This is a genomic window from Tenacibaculum sp. (assembly GCF_050290165.1).
Taxonomy (GTDB): domain Bacteria; phylum Bacteroidota; class Bacteroidia; order Flavobacteriales; family Flavobacteriaceae; genus Polaribacter.
Genome location: NZ_JBNKHD010000001.1, coordinates 78,268 through 95,948 on the forward strand (window position 1 = coordinate 78,268; position 17,681 = coordinate 95,948).

The window sequence follows — 17,681 nt, forward strand, 5'->3', positions numbered from 1 at the left end:
CTAAAAAATTTCTAGTGCCTTATTATAAGCACTCTCAAAACTCATAGGTTTAATATTAGTTTCTACTTTATTTGCTGTAAAGTAAGACAGTAGCTTTTCGGTAGGCATATTCCCTGTCAATTCATCTTTTGCCATCGGACAACCTCCGTATCCTTTTATTGCCCCATCAAAACGACGACACCCTGCTTTAAATGCACTATCAACTTTTTCGTGCCATTTAGTTGGTGTTGTATGTAAATGAGCTCCAAACTCTATTTGAGGATACCTAGGAATTAAATTTGAAAATAAATAATCGATGTCTTCTGGAGTTGAACTTCCAATTGTATCTGACAAAGATAAGATTTTAACTCCTAATTTAGACAACTTCTCTGTCCAATCACCTACTATCTCAACATTCCAAGGATCACCGTAAGGGTTTCCAAACCCCATTGATAAATAAGCTACTACTTCTTTATTTGTTCTATTAGCTATAGCTAGAACTTCTTTTAACGTATCAATAGACTGTTCTATTGTTTTATGCGTGTTACGCATTTGAAAATTTTCAGAAATTGAAAATGGATACCCTAAATAATCAATTTCTTCAAATTGAGAAGCGTCATTCGCTCCTCTCACATTGGCCACAATTGCTAAAAGTTTACTTGTTGTAGACGACAAATCTAACTTAGACAAAACCTCTGCAGTATCTTTCATTTGAGGAATTGCTTTTGGTGATACAAAACTTCCAAAATCTATCGTATCAAATCCCACTTTTAACAGTGAATTGATATATGTCGCCTTAGCCTCAGTAGGAATAAAATGGCTTTTAATTCCTTGCATTGCATCCCTTGGGCATTCAATAATTTTAACACTGTTAACCATTGTGCCAAATATACATATTTTGATTTACTTTTTTTAATCTACAATCTCTTCTTAAAGAACACAATTACCCTTTCACACACAATTAACTATATTTCAATAATTTACACATAAAAACAAAATAATCACTTCCCTTTTACTATAAAAAAATTATTTTTATTGAAATAAACTGTCACAATTTAAAAGTTAAATTGTCTCTAGTATAGAATGATTTCTTTGGAGTCGCATACAACACATATAAACCAACTAATCGAACGCTGTAAGAAAAACGATAGCACTGCACAAATGCAGTTGTACGAGAGCTACTATAAAGCTATGTACAATACGTCCTATCGTATTTTAAAAGATGAATTCGAAGCTGAGGATTTAATTCAAGAAGCTTTTTTAACTGCTTTCACAAAATTAAATTCTTTTAAAGGTGAAGTTACTTTTGGAGCTTGGTTAAAACGAATTGTTATTAATAAGAGTTTAACGCAACTAAAAAAAGTGACTCGTTACGACGAAGTAAAAATGGATGTGATTCCGAACTATGAAATTGAAGATGTAGAAATAGATTACAGCTCTCTAGAAGTAAAAAGAGTTTTAAACTGTTTACAAAGTTTAAAGGATAATTACAGAATTGCATTGACTTTAAACTTAATTGAAGGCTATGATTATGATGAAATTGCTCAAATATTGAATTATACAAATGAAAATGTACGTACAACAATATCGAGAGCAAAAAAGAAGTTAAAACAAGTATTGATTAGCGATACTAATAAAACACAAGTATATGGAGGATAAACTACATCAGTTTTTTAAAGAAAATGATTTCGATGTTTTTGAACCTCATCAAGGGCATTTAAATCGTTTTGAGCGCAGACTTCAACAACCAAAAAAGAAGAAGACTCCTATTTTTTGGATGAGTGCAGCAGCATCAATTGTATTAGTTTTAGGTTTCTACCTTGGTAGTTACCAGCAAAAAAAGACTTACGATTTAGCCGATGTTTCACCCAAAATGGCAGAAGCTCAGAACTTTTTCGTTACAACTATTAATCAAGAGTTAAAAGAAGTTGAACAATACAGAAATATTGAAACGGAAACCATTATTGAAGATTCTTTAAATGAGATTGAGGAGTTAGAGGACCAATATGATTCTCTTTTAAAAGAATTATCAAAACGAGAAAATAAGCATCAAATCATACGAGAAATGATACAAAACTATCAACAACGATTAGATGTTTTAGAAAGACTTCTCTTACAATTAGAACAACAACAGAACCCAGCAAAATTAGAATTAAAGGATGATGAAATTATATAAACTACTTTTTTTGTTCATATTAATACCTGGTATTATTATAGCAAATGACAAAAAGCACGAAAAAAGCAAAACCATTAATAAAACATTCAACGTTAACAAAAATGCCACTTTATACATTAATAATAAGTATGGTAATGTAAACGTAACTACATGGAATGAAAATCGTATTGTAATCGATGTCAAGATAACTGTAAAAGGTGATGATTTATCTGCTGTAGAACGTAAATTAAAAGATATTGATGTTCGATTTGAGGCTACTTCAAGTTTAGTTGAAGCACGTACAATTATTGAAGACACCAAATCTTCTTGGTCTTGGTGGGGCAATAATAACACTAATTATAAAATTAATTATTTTGTAAAAATGCCTGTTACCAATAATGCTGATTTAAACAACAAATACGGTAATATTGAATTAGATAAACTAGAAGGTAAATCAAATATTAGTTGTGGTTATGGTAAAATTCAAATAGATCAACTATTAAATGATTTTAACAATATTAACATAGATTATTGTAGTTCTTCTGAAATTAACTTTATCAAATCAGGAAATCTTAATGCAGATTATTCTAAGATAAACGTTAATAAATCAAATATTTTAAGAGTTAACTCCGATTATTCTACAGTAAGAATTGGTACAGCTGGCGATGTTACTTTTAATAGTGATTACGGAAGTATCTCTGCTGATGATGTTTCTAGTATTACTGGTAATTCAGACTACGCAAGTATTAAAATAGGAACTCTAAAAAAGACTTTAAAAATTGATACTGATTATGGAAGTGTTAGAGTTCAAGATATTTTAAAAGGATTTGACAGCATTACTATTGATGGTAGTTATGCAGGTATAAAACTAGGCACAAATAGTGACAATAACTTTAATTTCACAGTTGACTTAGGATATGCTGGGTTTGGATACCCTGAAAATCAAGTAGAAGTATTTAAGAGTATCCAAAAATCATCCAAAAAGTATTACGAAGGCACCTTTGGTAAAGGAAAAACCAACTCTACTATAACTATAAAATCTAGGTACGGAGGAGTCTCTTTAAAATTAAATGATTAACCAACTTACAAATTATAATATCATGAAAAAATTAGCAATTGTATTATTCGCACTTAGTTTCGGTGTTCAATCTCAAGCACAAAGCTGGTGGGGCTCTAAAAAAATTAAAGGGAATGGAAATGTCATTACACAAACACGTACCATTAAATCGTTTGACAAAGTAAGCGTTGGAGGTTCTTTTGATGTTAATTTAATTGATGGAACTGAGGGAAAGTTGACTCTTGAAGGTGAAGAAAACGTTTTAAAATACATTGAAACTGAAGTAAAAAATGGAAGTTTAAACATTCATTTTAAAGAAAACACCAATATTAGTACAACAAAAAAACTAGTAGTTACTGTTCCTTTTGAAAGTATTGAAGGTGTTGCTTTAGGAGGATCTGGAAATGTAACAGTAGAAAAACGCATAAAAGCTGATGAAGTTTCTTTTGGTGTGGGAGGTTCAGGGAATATTACGGCAAGCGTAGATGCTAATACTGTAAAAACATCAATTGGAGGTTCAGGAAATATTAAATTAAAAGGAAAAACAGACAATCTTAAATGTTCAATTGCTGGATCTGGAAATGTAAAAGCTTACGATTTAAATACCAGCTCACTAAAAGCTAGTATTGCTGGATCAGGAGATGTACAAACCTCTGTAAGTAACAAGATTAAAGCTTCAATAGTAGGTTCAGGAAGTGTATACTATAAAGGAAAACCTTCACATATTGACAGTGACTCTGTAGGATCAGGAGATGTGATAGACAGAAACTAAAACTCCAAAAAACAATTATAAAAAAATCCGCTATTTAAAACAGCGGATTTTTTTATTTACTCTACTAGTCATTAACCTATTGCAACGAAGCTAAACTCGCTTTAATTGTTTCAATTTTGGCTAAGGTATCTGATTCTTTTTTACGTTCTAAAGTAATTACTTGCTCAGGCGCATTACTTACAAATCGCTCATTAGATAACTTCTTCTGAATCCCTATTAAGAAACCTTCTGCACGTTTTAACTCTCCATTTAGTTTTTCAATTTCCGCTTCAACATCAATCGTATCTAATGAAATTGGAACAAAATATTCGTTTGACTTCACACGGAATGAAGCAGCTCCTTCTACTTTATCTGATACATAAGTAACTTCAGTAGCATTGGTTAACTTTTGAATTACCGCATCAAAATCTTTAGTATAGTTTTCGTTATTTACCACAGCTAATTCAATAGCGTCCTTAAACGAAATATTTTTATCTTTTCTAATCGTTCTAATTCCTGAAACCACATCAGTCATGAATTCAAAATTGGTAATCAGTTCTTCATTCACTTCTCCAACGACAGGATATTTAGCTATAATTAGCGCATCTTCTGGAGTTCTTTCAGTAATATGTTGCCAAATTTCTTCTGTTAAGAAAGGCATAAAAGGGTGTAATACTTTTAAGTTGTTTTCTAACACCTCTATTACAGCTTTGTACGTTTTAGCATCTATCGGCTGTTGGTACCCTGGTTTTACAATTTCTAATAACCAAGACGAAAAATCATCAGTAATTAATTTGTAAATAGCCATCAATGCGTCTGATAAACGATACTTACTAAAATGATCTTCAATTTCTGACATCACTTTATTAAACTTAGACTCATACCAAGATAATCCTATTTTAGCTGTTTCTGGTTGTGCTAAATTTTCATCAACTTCCCATCCTTTAATTAAACGGAAGGTATTCCATATCTTATTCGCAAATCCTTTACCTTGTTGACATAAATCTTCGTCAAATAGCAAATCATTTCCAGCTGCTGAACTTAATAACAATCCAACACGCACTCCATCAGCTCCAAAATCTTCAATTAATTTTAAAGCATCTGGTGAGTTCCCTAAGGATTTACTCATTTTTCTACGTTGCTTATCACGAACTAACCCTGTTAAGTATACATTTTCAAACGGACGCTCTCCTTTATATTCATATCCAGCAATAATCATACGAGCTACCCAAAAGAATAAAATATCTGGACCCGTTACTAAATCGTTAGTTGGATAGTAATACTTGATTTCTTCATTCTCAGGATTGCGAATTCCGTCAAAAACACTCATTGGCCATAACCAAGAAGAGAACCATGTATCTAACGCGTCAGGGTCTTGTTTTAAGTCAGATGCTAACAACGAAGAGTTCCCTGTTTTTTCTTGAGACAATTTAACTGCATCCTCAATATTCTCAGCAACTACAAAATCTTCTTTTCCGTCTCCGTAGTAATAAGCAGGAATTTGTTGACCCCACCATAATTGACGTGAGATATTCCAGTCACGAATGTTTTCCATCCAGTGACGGTATGTATTTTCAAATTTTCTTGGGAACAACTTCACCTCTCTCTCTTCACCTAGCACAGCTTCGATAGCTGGCTTTACCAACTCTTCCATTTTTAAGAACCATTGATCTGATAACCTTGGTTCTATTACCGCTTTAGTTCTTTCTGAAGTTCCTACTTTATTTATATGAACTTCTGTTTTAACTAAGTAACCTTTCTCTTCCAGTTCTTTTGTAATTTCTTTACGAACTACAAAACGGTCTTTTCCTTCGTAATGCAACCCGAATGAGTTTAAGCTAGCATCTTCATTAAAAATATCAATTACTTCTAAATTGTGCTTATCTCCTAAAACCTTATCGTTTTCATCATGGGCAGGTGTTACTTTTAAACAACCTGTACCAAATTCAACATCTACATATTCATCTTCTATAATCGGGATTTCTCTATTACATAAAGGTACAATTGCTTTCTTTCCTTTTAAATGAGCAAAACGCTCATCATTCGGATTGATACAAATAGCTGTATCTCCTAAAATAGTTTCAGGACGCGTAGTTGCAATGGTTACTTTTTCGTCAGAACCAACAATATCGTACTGTAAATAGTATAAATTTCCTTGACGCTCTTCGTAAATTACTTCTTCATCAGAAAGTGTTGTCTTTGCTTCAGGATCCCAATTTACCATACGATATCCACGATAAATTAATCCTTTGTTATATAAGTCTACAAATACTTTAATTACCGATTCTGACAACGAAGGATCCATCGTAAATGCAGTACGCTCCCAATCACAAGAAGCTCCTAACTTTTTTAATTGATCAAGGATAATTCCTCCATACTCATGTTTCCATTCCCAAGCATGTTCTAAAAACTCTTCACGAGTTAAATCGTTTTTATCAATTCCCTGTTCTTTTAACTTTGCTACTACTTTTGCTTCAGTAGCAATCGAAGCATGATCAGTACCTGGAACCCAACATGCATTTTTTCCTTGCAAACGAGCTCTACGAATTAATACATCTTGAATCGTATTATTTAACATATGTCCCATATGTAATACTCCTGTGACATTTGGTGGTGGTATTACTATTGTGTATGGTTCTCTTTCATCTACTTCAGAATGAAAATAATTATGTTTCATCCAGTAATCGTACCACTTACCTTCTACTTCTTTAGAATTGTATTTTGATGGAATATTCATATGTTTGTATATATCTTTACGGTTAATAATTTAACACTATTTAACCTTTGGCATTATTTTTGAAATTCGATTAGCAAAAATACAACTATCTATGAGGTACGGAAAATTAGAAGTTGTTTTTTTAAGAACTTAAATAAATAATACTAAATTTGTAACGGTTTTACCCCAAAATTAATCTTAAACATTATGAAAACAATTTTATCATTTTTAGCTGTTTGTTTTATTACATTAACAGTAAGTGCTCAAGAATTTAAATTTGAAACTGAAACTATTGACTACGGAAAAATAGCTCTTGGTTCTGAAGGAAAACGTGTATTTGAATTTACCAATGTAGGTGATGCTCCTTTAATTATTAAAGATGTAAAATCTACTTGTGGTTGTACTGTTCCTAAAAAACCAGAAAAACCAATTATGCCAGGAGAAAAAGGACAAATTGAAGTTTCATATGACACAAAAAGACCTGGAGGTTTTTCTAAAGCTATTACTGTAATTTCTAACGCTAAGAAAGAAAGAAAAATGCTTAAAATTAAAGGTTTTATTGTAAAAGACGCAGCTCCTGCTAAAGAAAAAAGTATGATGAATAGCAACAGCTAATCTATATTACTTAATATAAAAAAAGCTCAACTAAAAAAGTTGAGCTTTTTTATATTCTTCTTTCCAATCTAAACTCAAACTTTAGTTTAACTCCTGCTCTTTCTACTTCTATTTTAATTTTCCTATTAGGTTCAGTATGAAACATGTCTACAATCTCACCCAAATGGTATTCGTGAGCAGCCTTTCCATTAATTTTTTTTATAATATCACCTACCATAAGTCCAGCCCTCGATGCAGGTGAATTTAGTACAATTTTATCTATTTTATATTTTGGTTTAAAACGATAAAAATAACTATCTATAAACGAAATAACATTTTTTTGTTGCGTGTCATTATTATAACTATCAACAACTTTAGTCATTGACTTTTCTTTAACCAACTCTTGTCCATCATGTACAATATGTAACCCACTCATATTATAATAAAATCCCTTTTTTAATGAAGCATTCTTCTTTAATATAATTCTCTCATTAGGATAATCTATCCAAACTTTAAAACGCTTTAAAATTTCTCCTCCAATACTTCCATTTCTTTCTTTAAACTTCCTTGCATTAAATGTTGATGATGAGTCTAAAAAAGATGCTGTTGGTTCTTTTATATGAAATTTTCCTATTGATATTTTCTGAATCCTACTTCTATTTCCATAAATAGTTCCGCTAAATCCTTCTCCTACTATATCTTTAAAAAATTTTCGAGGTGTTTTTAACTCTTTTTTAGTACCTTCAAACACCCAAATAGCATCACTTCCTCCTGTATCCACCAACAATTTAACTGGTATCATTTTCTCCGAAAGTTCATCAACCTGTACTTTGACATCAATATAAGGTTTATTTCTGTAAAACTGTAAGGGAAAACTCACACACTTACCACAAACAGATTTATCATAGGTTCTAGGATTATAAAAATCTATTCTTTTGTTTGCATAATTAATTTTAACAATTATATCTTTCAACAAATCATAACCAATAATACCATGTATTGTAATTCCCATTTTAGCAGAAATATCGAAGGCATCCTTTAGAATAACATATAAATCTTGATTAGAACTTATTATATCTTTAATTCTAAAAGTATTATTTCTAGACAACAAAGCCTCTACAGGTTCTCCACTCCCCAAGCCTCTGATAGACACTTTTTTTATATCATTTAAACCTATACTGTCTTTTGATGTAAGGTTAAATAAAATTGTTTTATTCACTCCTGTATCTAAAATAAATGACAATTGACTTCCATTAATCTCCAAAGGAATCACTATCAAGTTGTTTATCATCTGAAACTTTAACGATTGTTTTTCAGTGTTTTTACCAAAAAACTGAAAATTTTGTTGCGAAAAAACATAAGTACTTATAAAAAAAGTAAAAAAATATGGTAATAATTTCTTCAAAGAATAGTGTTTTAAGTTTATACCTCAATATACAACCTTCCTTTTAGATTTTCATTTTTTTGTGATTTTTTTAACCCTCTTTTTCCTTAAAAACACCCTAGTTTTATCAAATATATTTCGCAAATTTGCCAATCAAACAACTAATTATAATACAAGATGCCATCTATTTCTAATAAAGGAAATGCCATGCCTCAATCACCAATTCGTAAATTGGTTCCTTTTGCTGAGGCTGCAAAAAAGAACGGAACAAAGGTTTATCATTTAAATATTGGGCAACCAGACATCAAAACTCCACAAGTAGCTTTAGACGCTGTTAAAAATAACACTATTGAAGTTTTATCATACGCAAGATCAGAAGGTTCTGAAGAATACAGAACAAAACTTGCTAATTACTATGCCAAAAACGACATCCATGTTACAGCTAATAATATTATTGCAACTACTGGAGGTTCAGAAGCTTTATTATTTACCATTGGTAGTATTACAGATCCAGGAGATGAAATTATTATTCCTGAGCCATTTTATGCTAATTACAATGGATTCTCTACAGCTTCTGGTGTAAAAGTAGTTCCTGTGATTTCTAAAATTGAAGATAACTTTGCGTTACCTGCTATTGAAGATTTTGAGAAATTGATTACTCCAAAAACTAAAGCAATTTTAATCTGTAACCCAGGAAATCCTACAGGATATTTATACAGTCAAGAAGAAATTGAAAAACTAAAGCAAATTGTATTAAAACACGATTTATTTTTAATTGCTGATGAAGTATACCGTGAGTTTACTTACGATGGTGAAAAACACAATTCGGTAATGGCTTTAGAAGGTTTAGAGCAAAACGCTATTATGATTGATTCTGTATCGAAGCGTTATAGTATGTGTGGTGCAAGAATAGGTTGTATTGTTTCTAAAAATGAAGAATTTATTGGAACGGCTATTAAATTTGCTCAAGCGCGTTTAAGTCCACCAACCTATGCTTTAATTGCCAGTGAAGCTGCTTTAGAAACTCCTCAAAGTTATTTTGATGAAGTTATTGAAGAATACGAAGATCGTAGAAACACCTTAATTTCTGAATTACAAAAAATAGAAGGTGTAAAAGTTGCTAATCCTAAAGGAGCTTTCTATTGTGTTGCCGAATTACCTGTAAAGGACAGTGATGATTTTGCACAATGGATTTTAGAAAATTTCAACGATAATAACGAAACGGTAATGGTTGCACCTGCAAGCGGATTTTATTCTACCGAAGGTGAAGGAAAAAACCAAGTTCGTATTGCCTATGTTTTAAACAAAACAGATTTAAAACGTTCAGTTGAAATATTAAAACTTGCTTTAAAACAATACAATAGTTAATTGAATATTCAAGAAAACATATCTTTAAAAGAGTACAACACGTTTGGTATTAATGTTAATGCCAAACGTTTTGTTTCTATCACCTCAGTATATCAACTACAACAGCTTTTAAAAGAAGAAAAAAATATCTTTTTAATTTCAGGTGGAAGTAACATGTTACTTACCAAAGACATTGATACCTTAGTTGTACATATTGATATCAAAGGAATTTCTATCGATAGAGAAAATCACAATGATATACACCTAACTGTAAATGCTGGTGAAAATTGGCACGAGTTTGTGTTGTGGTGTGTTTCTCAAGGTTATGGAGGGTTGGAAAACTTATCTCTAATTCCTGGAAATGTAGGTACTTGCCCTATTCAAAATATTGGAGCCTACGGAGTAGAAGTAAAAGACACTATCACAAAAGTAGAAGCTATTGAAAAAGAAACCCAAAAATTGGTTTCTTTTTCTGCAGAAGAATGCCAGTTTGGATACCGTAATTCTATCTTTAAAAACAAAGCCAAAGGAAAATATGTGTTGACTTCTGTAAGTTTTCAACTCACTAAAAACAATCATAAACTTAATACTTCCTATGGTGCTATTGAATCTGAGCTATCTTCAAAAGATATTACAAATCCAACTATTAAAGATGTTTCTGATGCTGTAATTGCCATCCGTCAATCAAAGTTACCGGATCCTAAAAAAATAGGAAACAGCGGTAGTTTCTTTAAAAACCCTGTGATTTCAAAAGAGCATTTTGAAAAGCTTCAAACAGCATTTCCTAATATTCCTAGTTATGTAATTTCTGATACAGAGATTAAAGTTCCTGCTGGATGGCTAATTGAACAAAGTGGATTTAAAGGCAAGCGTTTTGGCGATTATGGAGTCCATGAAAAACAAGCCCTCGTATTGGTGAATTATGGAAACGCTACAGGAAAAGAAATTTACGAGTTAGCACAAAACATTCAAAATACAATAAAAGACAAATTTAATATTGACCTTGAAATCGAAGTCAATGTTATTCAATAATAAACAAAAAGGAGGGTAATTTTATCCTCCTTTTTTATTTTTCATCTATTCCTTATCAAATAACATTTTATAAATAAAACCTCCTACAACAGCTCCTGCAATTGGCGCTACCCAAAACAACCATACTTGCGATAAATACCCTCCGCCAGCAAACAATGCTTGACTCATAGAACGAGCAGGATTTACCGACGTATTTGTAATCGGAATGCTTATTAAGTGGATTAAGGTTAACCCTAAACCAATAGCTATTGGTGCAAAACCTTTTGGAGCGTTTTTATGAATACTTCCTAAAATAATTAGCAAGAAAAACATGGTTAATAAAAACTCAGTTATAAAAGCTGCTGTCATGTTATATCCTCCCGGTGAAAATTCTCCGTAACCATTGGCCGCAAAACCTCCAATAGATTCAAATCCGCTATTGTTAGTCACAATTATATACAAACAGGCTGCTGCTAAAATCGCTCCTATTAGTTGAGAAATGATATAAGGAATAACTTCTTTAGCTGTATGGTTACCTCCAACCCACAATCCAATGGTTACTGCGGGATTAAAATGCGCCCCAGAAATGTGTCCAACGGCATATGCCATCGTTAACACTGTTAAACCAAAAGCCAAGGCTACCCCAGCAAACCCTATACCTAAGTCAGGAAAACCTGCAGCAAAAATAGCACTACCACATCCGCCAAAAACTAGCCAGAATGTTCCGAAAAATTCAGCAAAGTATTTTTTCATATTCAAAATTTTAGATTAGTTGATTATTACTTATGCCCCTTAAACAAATAAAAGTCAAACCATTATAAATCTACAATAATTAATTCTAAAAAAAAATGGGAAGTTCGTATCTTTGTAGCACAAAATAACACATCATGAAATTAGTTTTAGTTACCATCGGATTATTAGCCTTAGCTTTTGCTGGAATTGCCATTAAAATTTGGGCAAAAAAAGATGGTAAATTTGCAGGTACTTGTGCAAGTCAAAACCCTATGTTAAATGAAAGTGGTGAAGCTTGTGGTTTTTGTGGTAAAACTCCAGATCAGTTTGATACTTGCAACGAACCTCAACATAGTTAAGCACCTTACTCAACTAACCTTTTAACCTTTTTATGATATTTACTATACTGTTCTACACTTTTGTAGTGGTTACGGCCATACAAATAGTATATTATTTATCTTTTTCTTTTTTTGTTGTTCAAAAGCAAGAAATCAAACCACCTAATACAAACATTCCTGTTTCTGTAATTGTTTATGTTAAAAACAATGCAGGAATTTTAACTGAATACATTCAAAATGTAATCAAACAAAAGCATCCAAATTTTGAAATTGTTTTGGTTAATAATGCTTCAACTGACACTACTCTTGAAGTTATAAAAAACTTACAACAAGAATATTCTCATATTAAAGTTGTAAATGTTGAAAATACGGAAGCTTTTTGGGCAAACAAAAAGTATGCTTTAACCTTAGGGGTTAAAGCTGCAACTCATGAGCATTTGTTATTTACTGAAGTGAGTAGTAAAGCCCTATCAAAAAATTGGATCAATGAAATAACCAGTTATTTTTCTCAAGAAAAAACCATAGTTATAGGGTATCAAAAACTAAAAAGAAGGAAAAAATCATTTAGTAATTTACTTATTAGATTTGATCATTTATTAAATGCTATTCAAGCTTTTTCTTACGCCAAATTTGGGGCTCCATATAAGGCTACAAATCATAATTTAGCATATACAAAAGAGGAGTTTTTTAAAGTAAATGGGTACATTAATCACCTTACTCTTTTTATGGGCGAAGGAGATTTATTTTTAAAAGATGCCGCTACGGACCAAAATACCATAGTTGCTACTACACCTAATAGTTTTGTATGTTCAACCAAACATCTTTCTTTTAAAGAATGGTTTTCACAACAAAAAAAAGATTCAATTCTATTTTCATTATACAAACCAAAACACAAATTTCTATTAAACTTCTTTAAACTGACAAAATTCCTAGTTTATATTTTAGCCGTTTTCATGACTTTTCTTAACTGGAAAATTGTCTTACCTTTAATACTAAGCTATTACCTTATGCAATACATAGTAATGGGTAAGTTAGCTACTAAATTACATGAACGAAATACAGTTTTGTTGCTACCATTGCTTGAGATTTGTTTAGTATTACTGCAAATCATTATATTTATATCAAATCAAATATCGAAACCTAAACATTGGAAATAAATAAAGAAAAAGTACTTACCCATATTCAGCAAGCAAAAGAAGGAAATCAAATATCGTTTAATTATTTGTTAGATACTTTTTGGGGAAGTGTATATGCTTTTCAGTTGAAGCAAACTCAAAATGATAATGATGCTGAAGATATTACCATCCAAACTTTTTCGAAAGCTTTTGATAAAATTGATAGTTTTGATGAAAATTATCAGTTTAAAACTTGGTTAATTACCATTTCAAAAAATGTATACATCGATTTTCTTCGAAAGAAAAAATCTTCCATTTATACTCAAACCACAGAAGAACAAGAAAAAGAAGTATATGCTGTGGTAGATGATGCTCCTTCTCCTGAGGATAAAATTATTACAGAACAAAACTTAGCAAAGCTTCTAAAAAACATAAAAAAGCTCAAACCAAAATATCAAGAAGTAATCAATCTTCGCTACTTTCAAGAGCTTAGTTATAAGGAAATTTCTGAGCAAATAGACGAACCTATAAACAATGTAAAGGTAAAATTACTACGTGCAAAAAAATTATTAGCTGAAATAATAAAGAAATCATAAATTGCAAAACCATTAAAATTCAGGTTTTTATGATTTTACAGTTTCATGCAAGCGGAAAATATCTACACAGAAAAGAGCTCTCTCTAAAAAACACGCAAAAAAGCATTGGTGAGAAATTCACTATAACGTATGTAGAAATTTTAAACTTTTAAGCTCTCCTCTCGCATGAAAAAATCCCTTCTAAGCTTATTGGGCCCTGGATTATTATTTGCAGGAGCTGCCATAGGTGTTTCACATTTAGTTCAATCTACTAGAGCTGGAGCCGATTTTGGTTTCGGATTACTTTGGGCACTTCTTATTGTTCATATTTTTAAATACCCCTTTTTTCAATTTGGTCCTCGATATGCAACTGCTACCGGCGAAACCCTTTTAGATGGTTATAAAAAATTAGGTAAAGGTGTTTTAATTACTTACTTTATCTTAAACTTTGCTACCATGTTTACCATTCAAGCAGCTGTTACTATTGTTACCGCTAGCTTAGCTTCCAATCTTTTTGGACTTACTCACGATTTGGTTATTTGGTCAGTAATTATCATGTTCATTAGTATTGTTCTTTTAGGTATAGGAAAATATAAGCTTCTAGACAACTTAATGAAATACATCATTGCGATTCTAACAGTAAGTACAGTTATTGCAGTATGTATTGCTTTGTTTAAAACCGAAAAAGGATTTAGCTATCAACAAATAATTCCAAGCGGAACAGCACAGGTAACATTTTTAATTGCTTTTTTAGGGTGGATGCCTGCTCCATTAGATATATCCATTTGGCATTCGCTATGGTCGGTTGAAAAGGACAAAACTACTTTTGAAAAAATTAAACCAAAACAAGCTATTTTTGATTTTAATATTGGTTATATTGGAGCCTTATCCTTAGGTGTTTGTTTTGTAATGTTGGGTGCTTTGGTAATGTATCAGTCTGGTGAATCGTTTTCTAGTAAAGGAACTATTTTTGCTTCTCAACTTATTAACTTATATACTAAAAATTTAGGAGAATTCTCTGCCGTATTTATTGGAATAGCTGCATTTACCACCATGTTTAGTACTACCATTACAACTTTAGATGCTTCACCTAGAGCTATGGAAAAATCATCTTCATTACTCTTTTCTAAAAAAATGAAGTTAGGTTATTGGTTTTGGCTTGTGCTTTTAACTCTGGGTACCTATATCATTCTTCATTATTTTTTAACTGACATGATTTTTCTAGTGAGGATAGCAACAGTTTTATCGTTTTTAACAGCTCCATTCTACGCTATCTTAAATTATATTTTAATTACCGGAAAACATACCCCTGAAAAATATCGCCCTAAATTAGGCTTGCGCATTTTAAGTTTTACTGGTATTGTATTTTTGATTGGGTTTAGTATTTGGTTTTTACTTAGTTTATAAATCTTTTCTTTGTAAATTTGCAATTCAATTTTTATGGAATGGCAAACGAAACTTTAGTAGCAACAGAAAGAACAAAAAAACCTAAATGGTTACGTGTTAAATTACCTGTTGGTAAAAAATACACAGAGCTTAGAGGATTGGTTGACAAATACAAATTGAACACTATTTGTACTAGTGGAAGCTGTCCAAACATGGGTGAATGTTGGGGAGAAGGTACCGCTACCTTTATGATTTTAGGTAACATTTGTACACGTTCTTGTGGCTTTTGCGGGGTAAAAACTGGAAGACCTGAAACTGTTGAATGGGACGAGCCTGAAAAAGTTGCACGCTCTATTAAGTTAATGAACATTAAACATGCAGTAATTACTTCTGTAGATCGTGATGATTTAAAAGATGGTGGTTCAATTATTTGGGCAGAAACTGTACAAGCCATCCGTAGAGCCAATCCAAATACTACATTAGAAACATTAATACCAGATTTTCAAGGAAACGAAAAATTGATAGATCGTATTATTGAAGTAGCTCCTGAAGTAGTTTCTCATAATATGGAAACTGTACGTCGTTTAACTCGCGAAGTGCGTATTCAAGCAAAATATGATCGTAGTTTAGGTGTTTTAAAATACTTAAAAGATAACGGAATGCGTACCAAATCTGGAATTATGCTTGGTTTAGGCGAAACTGAAGATGAAGTAATTGAAACTATGAAAGATTTACGTAATGTAGGTTTAGATGTAATTACCATCGGTCAATATTTACAACCTAGTAAAAAACACTTACCCGTTAAGGAATTCATAACTCCTGAACAATTCAAAAAATATGAAACTTTAGGCTTAGAAATGGGCTTTATGTATGTGGAAAGTGGTGCTTTAGTACGTTCTTCTTACAAAGCTCACAAACACGCTAGCTAATTTCAACTTTAAAAAATCCTTAACTTTTTAACTGTTTAACGTTAAAAAAATGTCAAATATTTAAAAAACGCACGTTTGTGCGTTTTTTCTTTTTAATTTTGGCACAGATATTGGAAACAATATTTTGTAAACAAGTAACATTGTTTTCATTGTGTAAATTATTTGAATTAGTTGATTAACAAAAGCCCACTCAAATTTGAGTGGGCTTTTTGATTTTATCTTAATTAACTAGAAATTTTAGTTGATAGCTCTAATTATATCGTACTTAGTAATGATATGGTGCTTTCCATTTTCTAAATCTACTAATACGGCTTGATTTTCTTTATTAATCAATTTAGATACCTCCTCTATAGAAGCAGATTTTTTTACTACTGGATACTCTTTCCCCATTACTTCTTTAATAGACTTATGTGCTACTTCCTTATCTTCTATATAATTGCGTAACAAAACAGACTCATCTACAGATCCAACAAACCCATTAACATCTCTTACTGGTATTTGTGAAATTTTAAATGCACGCATTCTTTCAATCGCATGAGACACTAATTCTTCAGTTTGAACAGTTACCAATGGCTTATCAATATGATCTTTAATTAAATCCTCAGCTGTGGTAATTTCTTCTTCTAAGAAACCTCTATCACGCATCCAATCATCATTAAACATTTTACCTACGTAGCGACTTCCGTGATCGTGAAATAATACAACCACTACATCATCTGGTTTAAACTCGTCTTTCAACTGTAACAATCCCTTAATTGCTGAACCAGCCGAGTTTCCTACAAAAATACCTTCTTCCTTCGCTATCTTACGTGTATAAATAGCCGCATCTTTATCTGTAACCTTAGTAAATCCATCAATCAATGAAAAATCAACGTTCTTAGGTAAAATATCTTCCCCAATACCTTCAGTAATGTAGGGATAAATCTCATTTTCATCAAAAATACCTGTTTCGTGATATTTTTTAAATACCGATCCGTACGTATCAATTCCCCAAATTTTGATATTCGGGTTCTTTTCTTTTAAATACTTCGCAGTACCTGAAATAGTTCCTCCTGTTCCTACTCCAACTACAAAGTGTGTGATTTTACCATCAGTTTGTTCCCAGATTTCTGGTCCAGTTTGCTCGTAATGTGCTTGTGCATTTGACGGATTATCATACTGATTTACGTACCACGAATTAGGTGTTTCTTCTCCTAAACGCTTAGAAACAGAATAGTATGAACGAGGATCGTCTGGCTCTACATTCGTAGGACATACAACTACCTCTGCTCCTACCGCACGTAGGATATCCATTTTTTCTTTAGATTGCTTATCTGAAATTACAAAAATACACTTGTACCCTTTTACAATAGCAGCTAACGCTAATCCCATTCCTGTATTTCCTGAAGTACCTTCAATAATAGTACCTCCTGGCTTTAAACGACCATCTGCTTCAGCATCTTCAATCATCTTTAATGCCATACGATCTTTTACAGAGTTTCCTGGATTAAACGTTTCTACTTTGGCTAATACCAAGGCATCAACTTCTTTAGTTACAGAGTTTAATCTTACTAAAGGTGTGTTACCTATAGTTTCTAATATATTTTTTGCGTACTTCATATCTTATAAATCT

Annotated in this window: 17 protein-coding genes; 12 read left to right on the plus strand and 5 right to left on the minus strand. The window is 31.8% G+C overall.

What is annotated here, in order from left to right:
- Positions 1–858 carry a hydroxymethylglutaryl-CoA lyase gene (locus tag ACQY6M_RS00315; RefSeq protein ID WP_428742703.1) on the minus strand — a complete coding sequence of 286 codons (858 nt, stop codon included), beginning with the start codon at positions 856–858 and terminating at the stop codon, positions 1–3.
- Between the two features lie 204 nt (positions 859–1,062).
- Here ACQY6M_RS00315 and ACQY6M_RS00320 point away from each other — a divergent pair, with 204 nt between their 5' ends.
- The 4 genes from ACQY6M_RS00320 to ACQY6M_RS00335 are packed head-to-tail and all read left to right on the plus strand — an operon-like array spanning position 1,063 to position 3,963.
- Positions 1,063–1,638 carry an RNA polymerase sigma factor gene (locus ACQY6M_RS00320; protein ID WP_428744897.1) on the plus strand — a complete coding sequence of 192 codons (576 nt, stop codon included), beginning with the start codon at positions 1,063–1,065 and terminating at the stop codon, positions 1,636–1,638.
- Positions 1,628–2,155, plus strand: a complete 528-nt coding sequence (locus tag ACQY6M_RS00325) for a hypothetical protein (protein WP_428742705.1) — start codon at positions 1,628–1,630, stop codon at positions 2,153–2,155. Before ACQY6M_RS00320 ends, ACQY6M_RS00325 begins: the two co-directional genes overlap by 11 nt.
- A gap of 10 nt (positions 2,156–2,165) precedes the next feature.
- Positions 2,166–3,212, plus strand: a complete 1,047-nt coding sequence (locus ACQY6M_RS00330; RefSeq protein WP_428742706.1) for a hypothetical protein — start codon at positions 2,166–2,168, stop codon at positions 3,210–3,212.
- Between the two features lie 22 nt (positions 3,213–3,234).
- Positions 3,235–3,963, plus strand: coding sequence for a head GIN domain-containing protein (locus ACQY6M_RS00335; RefSeq protein WP_428742707.1), 729 nt, complete (start codon positions 3,235–3,237; stop codon positions 3,961–3,963).
- 76 nt (positions 3,964–4,039) lie between these two features.
- On the opposite strand, the gene ACQY6M_RS00340 is transcribed toward ACQY6M_RS00335, so the two are convergent.
- Entirely contained in the window at positions 4,040–6,679 is a 2,640-nt protein-coding gene (locus ACQY6M_RS00340; RefSeq protein ID WP_428742708.1) for a valine--tRNA ligase, read from the minus strand.
- A gap of 186 nt (positions 6,680–6,865) precedes the next feature.
- On the opposite strand from ACQY6M_RS00340, the gene ACQY6M_RS00345 reads away from it, so the two are divergent.
- Positions 6,866–7,273: a DUF1573 domain-containing protein gene (locus tag ACQY6M_RS00345; RefSeq protein WP_428742709.1), complete on the plus strand. Its 408-nt coding sequence runs from the start codon at positions 6,866–6,868 to the stop codon at positions 7,271–7,273.
- 49 nt (positions 7,274–7,322) lie between these two features.
- Here ACQY6M_RS00345 and ACQY6M_RS00350 read toward each other — a convergent pair whose 3' ends face one another.
- Positions 7,323–8,657, minus strand: coding sequence for an aspartyl protease family protein (locus ACQY6M_RS00350; RefSeq protein ID WP_428742710.1), 1,335 nt, complete (start codon positions 8,655–8,657; stop codon positions 7,323–7,325).
- Positions 8,658–8,813: 156 nt separating this feature from the next.
- On the opposite strand from ACQY6M_RS00350, the gene ACQY6M_RS00355 reads away from it, so the two are divergent.
- A complete protein-coding gene (locus ACQY6M_RS00355) occupies positions 8,814–10,004 on the plus strand; it encodes a pyridoxal phosphate-dependent aminotransferase (protein ID WP_428742711.1) in 1,191 nt (396 codons plus the stop codon).
- Complete coding sequence (gene murB, locus ACQY6M_RS00360) at positions 10,005–11,015, plus strand: UDP-N-acetylmuramate dehydrogenase (RefSeq protein WP_428742712.1); 1,011 nt, start codon at positions 10,005–10,007, stop codon at positions 11,013–11,015.
- A gap of 45 nt (positions 11,016–11,060) precedes the next feature.
- Here murB and aqpZ read toward each other — a convergent pair whose 3' ends face one another.
- Positions 11,061–11,747, minus strand: coding sequence for an aquaporin Z (gene aqpZ, locus ACQY6M_RS00365; RefSeq protein ID WP_428742713.1), 687 nt, complete (start codon positions 11,745–11,747; stop codon positions 11,061–11,063).
- 134 nt (positions 11,748–11,881) lie between these two features.
- On the opposite strand from aqpZ, the gene ACQY6M_RS00370 reads away from it, so the two are divergent.
- The 5 genes from ACQY6M_RS00370 (at position 11,882) to lipA (ending at position 16,069) form a co-directional block, all read left to right on the plus strand.
- Complete coding sequence (locus ACQY6M_RS00370; protein ID WP_428742714.1) at positions 11,882–12,085, plus strand: membrane or secreted protein; 204 nt, start codon at positions 11,882–11,884, stop codon at positions 12,083–12,085.
- A 32-nt stretch (positions 12,086–12,117) separates the two neighbouring features.
- On the plus strand, positions 12,118–13,221 hold the full coding sequence (locus ACQY6M_RS00375; protein WP_428742715.1) for a glycosyltransferase: 1,104 nt from the start codon (positions 12,118–12,120) through the stop codon (positions 13,219–13,221).
- On the plus strand, positions 13,212–13,775 hold the full coding sequence (locus tag ACQY6M_RS00380) for an RNA polymerase sigma factor (protein ID WP_428742716.1): 564 nt from the start codon (positions 13,212–13,214) through the stop codon (positions 13,773–13,775). The genes ACQY6M_RS00375 and ACQY6M_RS00380 overlap by 10 nt, the downstream gene beginning before the upstream one ends.
- Before the next feature lie 165 nt (positions 13,776–13,940).
- The gene (locus tag ACQY6M_RS00385; RefSeq protein ID WP_428742717.1) at positions 13,941–15,161 is read left to right on the plus strand and encodes an Nramp family divalent metal transporter; all 1,221 of its coding nucleotides are present in this window, start codon (positions 13,941–13,943) and stop codon (positions 15,159–15,161) included.
- A 38-nt stretch (positions 15,162–15,199) separates the two neighbouring features.
- Entirely contained in the window at positions 15,200–16,069 is an 870-nt protein-coding gene (gene lipA, locus ACQY6M_RS00390) for a lipoyl synthase (RefSeq protein ID WP_428742718.1), read from the plus strand.
- A gap of 237 nt (positions 16,070–16,306) precedes the next feature.
- Here lipA and ACQY6M_RS00395 read toward each other — a convergent pair whose 3' ends face one another.
- On the minus strand, positions 16,307–17,668 hold the full coding sequence (locus tag ACQY6M_RS00395; RefSeq protein ID WP_428742719.1) for a pyridoxal-phosphate dependent enzyme: 1,362 nt from the start codon (positions 17,666–17,668) through the stop codon (positions 16,307–16,309).
- Positions 17,669–17,681 lie beyond the last annotated feature (13 nt).

Bases quoted from the DNA above. Each gene is read 5' to 3' on its own strand.
- ACQY6M_RS00340 (WP_428742708.1), bottom strand. From the start codon at position 6,679: ATGAATATTCCATCAAAATACAATTCTAAAGAAGTAGAAGGTAAGTGG.
- ACQY6M_RS00345 (WP_428742709.1), top strand. From the start codon at position 6,866: ATGAAAACAATTTTATCATTTTTAGCTGTTTGTTTTATTACATTAACA.
- ACQY6M_RS00335 (WP_428742707.1), top strand. From the start codon at position 3,235: ATGAAAAAATTAGCAATTGTATTATTCGCACTTAGTTTCGGTGTTCAA.
- ACQY6M_RS00395 (WP_428742719.1), bottom strand. From the start codon at position 17,668: ATGAAGTACGCAAAAAATATATTAGAAACTATAGGTAACACACCTTTA.
- ACQY6M_RS00325 (WP_428742705.1), top strand. From the start codon at position 1,628: ATGGAGGATAAACTACATCAGTTTTTTAAAGAAAATGATTTCGATGTT.
- ACQY6M_RS00355 (WP_428742711.1), top strand. From the start codon at position 8,814: ATGCCATCTATTTCTAATAAAGGAAATGCCATGCCTCAATCACCAATT.
- ACQY6M_RS00385 (WP_428742717.1), top strand. From the start codon at position 13,941: ATGAAAAAATCCCTTCTAAGCTTATTGGGCCCTGGATTATTATTTGCA.
- aqpZ (WP_428742713.1), bottom strand. From the start codon at position 11,747: ATGAAAAAATACTTTGCTGAATTTTTCGGAACATTCTGGCTAGTTTTT.
- ACQY6M_RS00320 (WP_428744897.1), top strand. From the start codon at position 1,063: ATGATTTCTTTGGAGTCGCATACAACACATATAAACCAACTAATCGAA.
- ACQY6M_RS00375 (WP_428742715.1), top strand. From the start codon at position 12,118: ATGATATTTACTATACTGTTCTACACTTTTGTAGTGGTTACGGCCATA.
- ACQY6M_RS00370 (WP_428742714.1), top strand. From the start codon at position 11,882: ATGAAATTAGTTTTAGTTACCATCGGATTATTAGCCTTAGCTTTTGCT.
- lipA (WP_428742718.1), top strand. From the start codon at position 15,200: ATGGCAAACGAAACTTTAGTAGCAACAGAAAGAACAAAAAAACCTAAA.
- ACQY6M_RS00315 (WP_428742703.1), bottom strand. From the start codon at position 858: ATGGTTAACAGTGTTAAAATTATTGAATGCCCAAGGGATGCAATGCAA.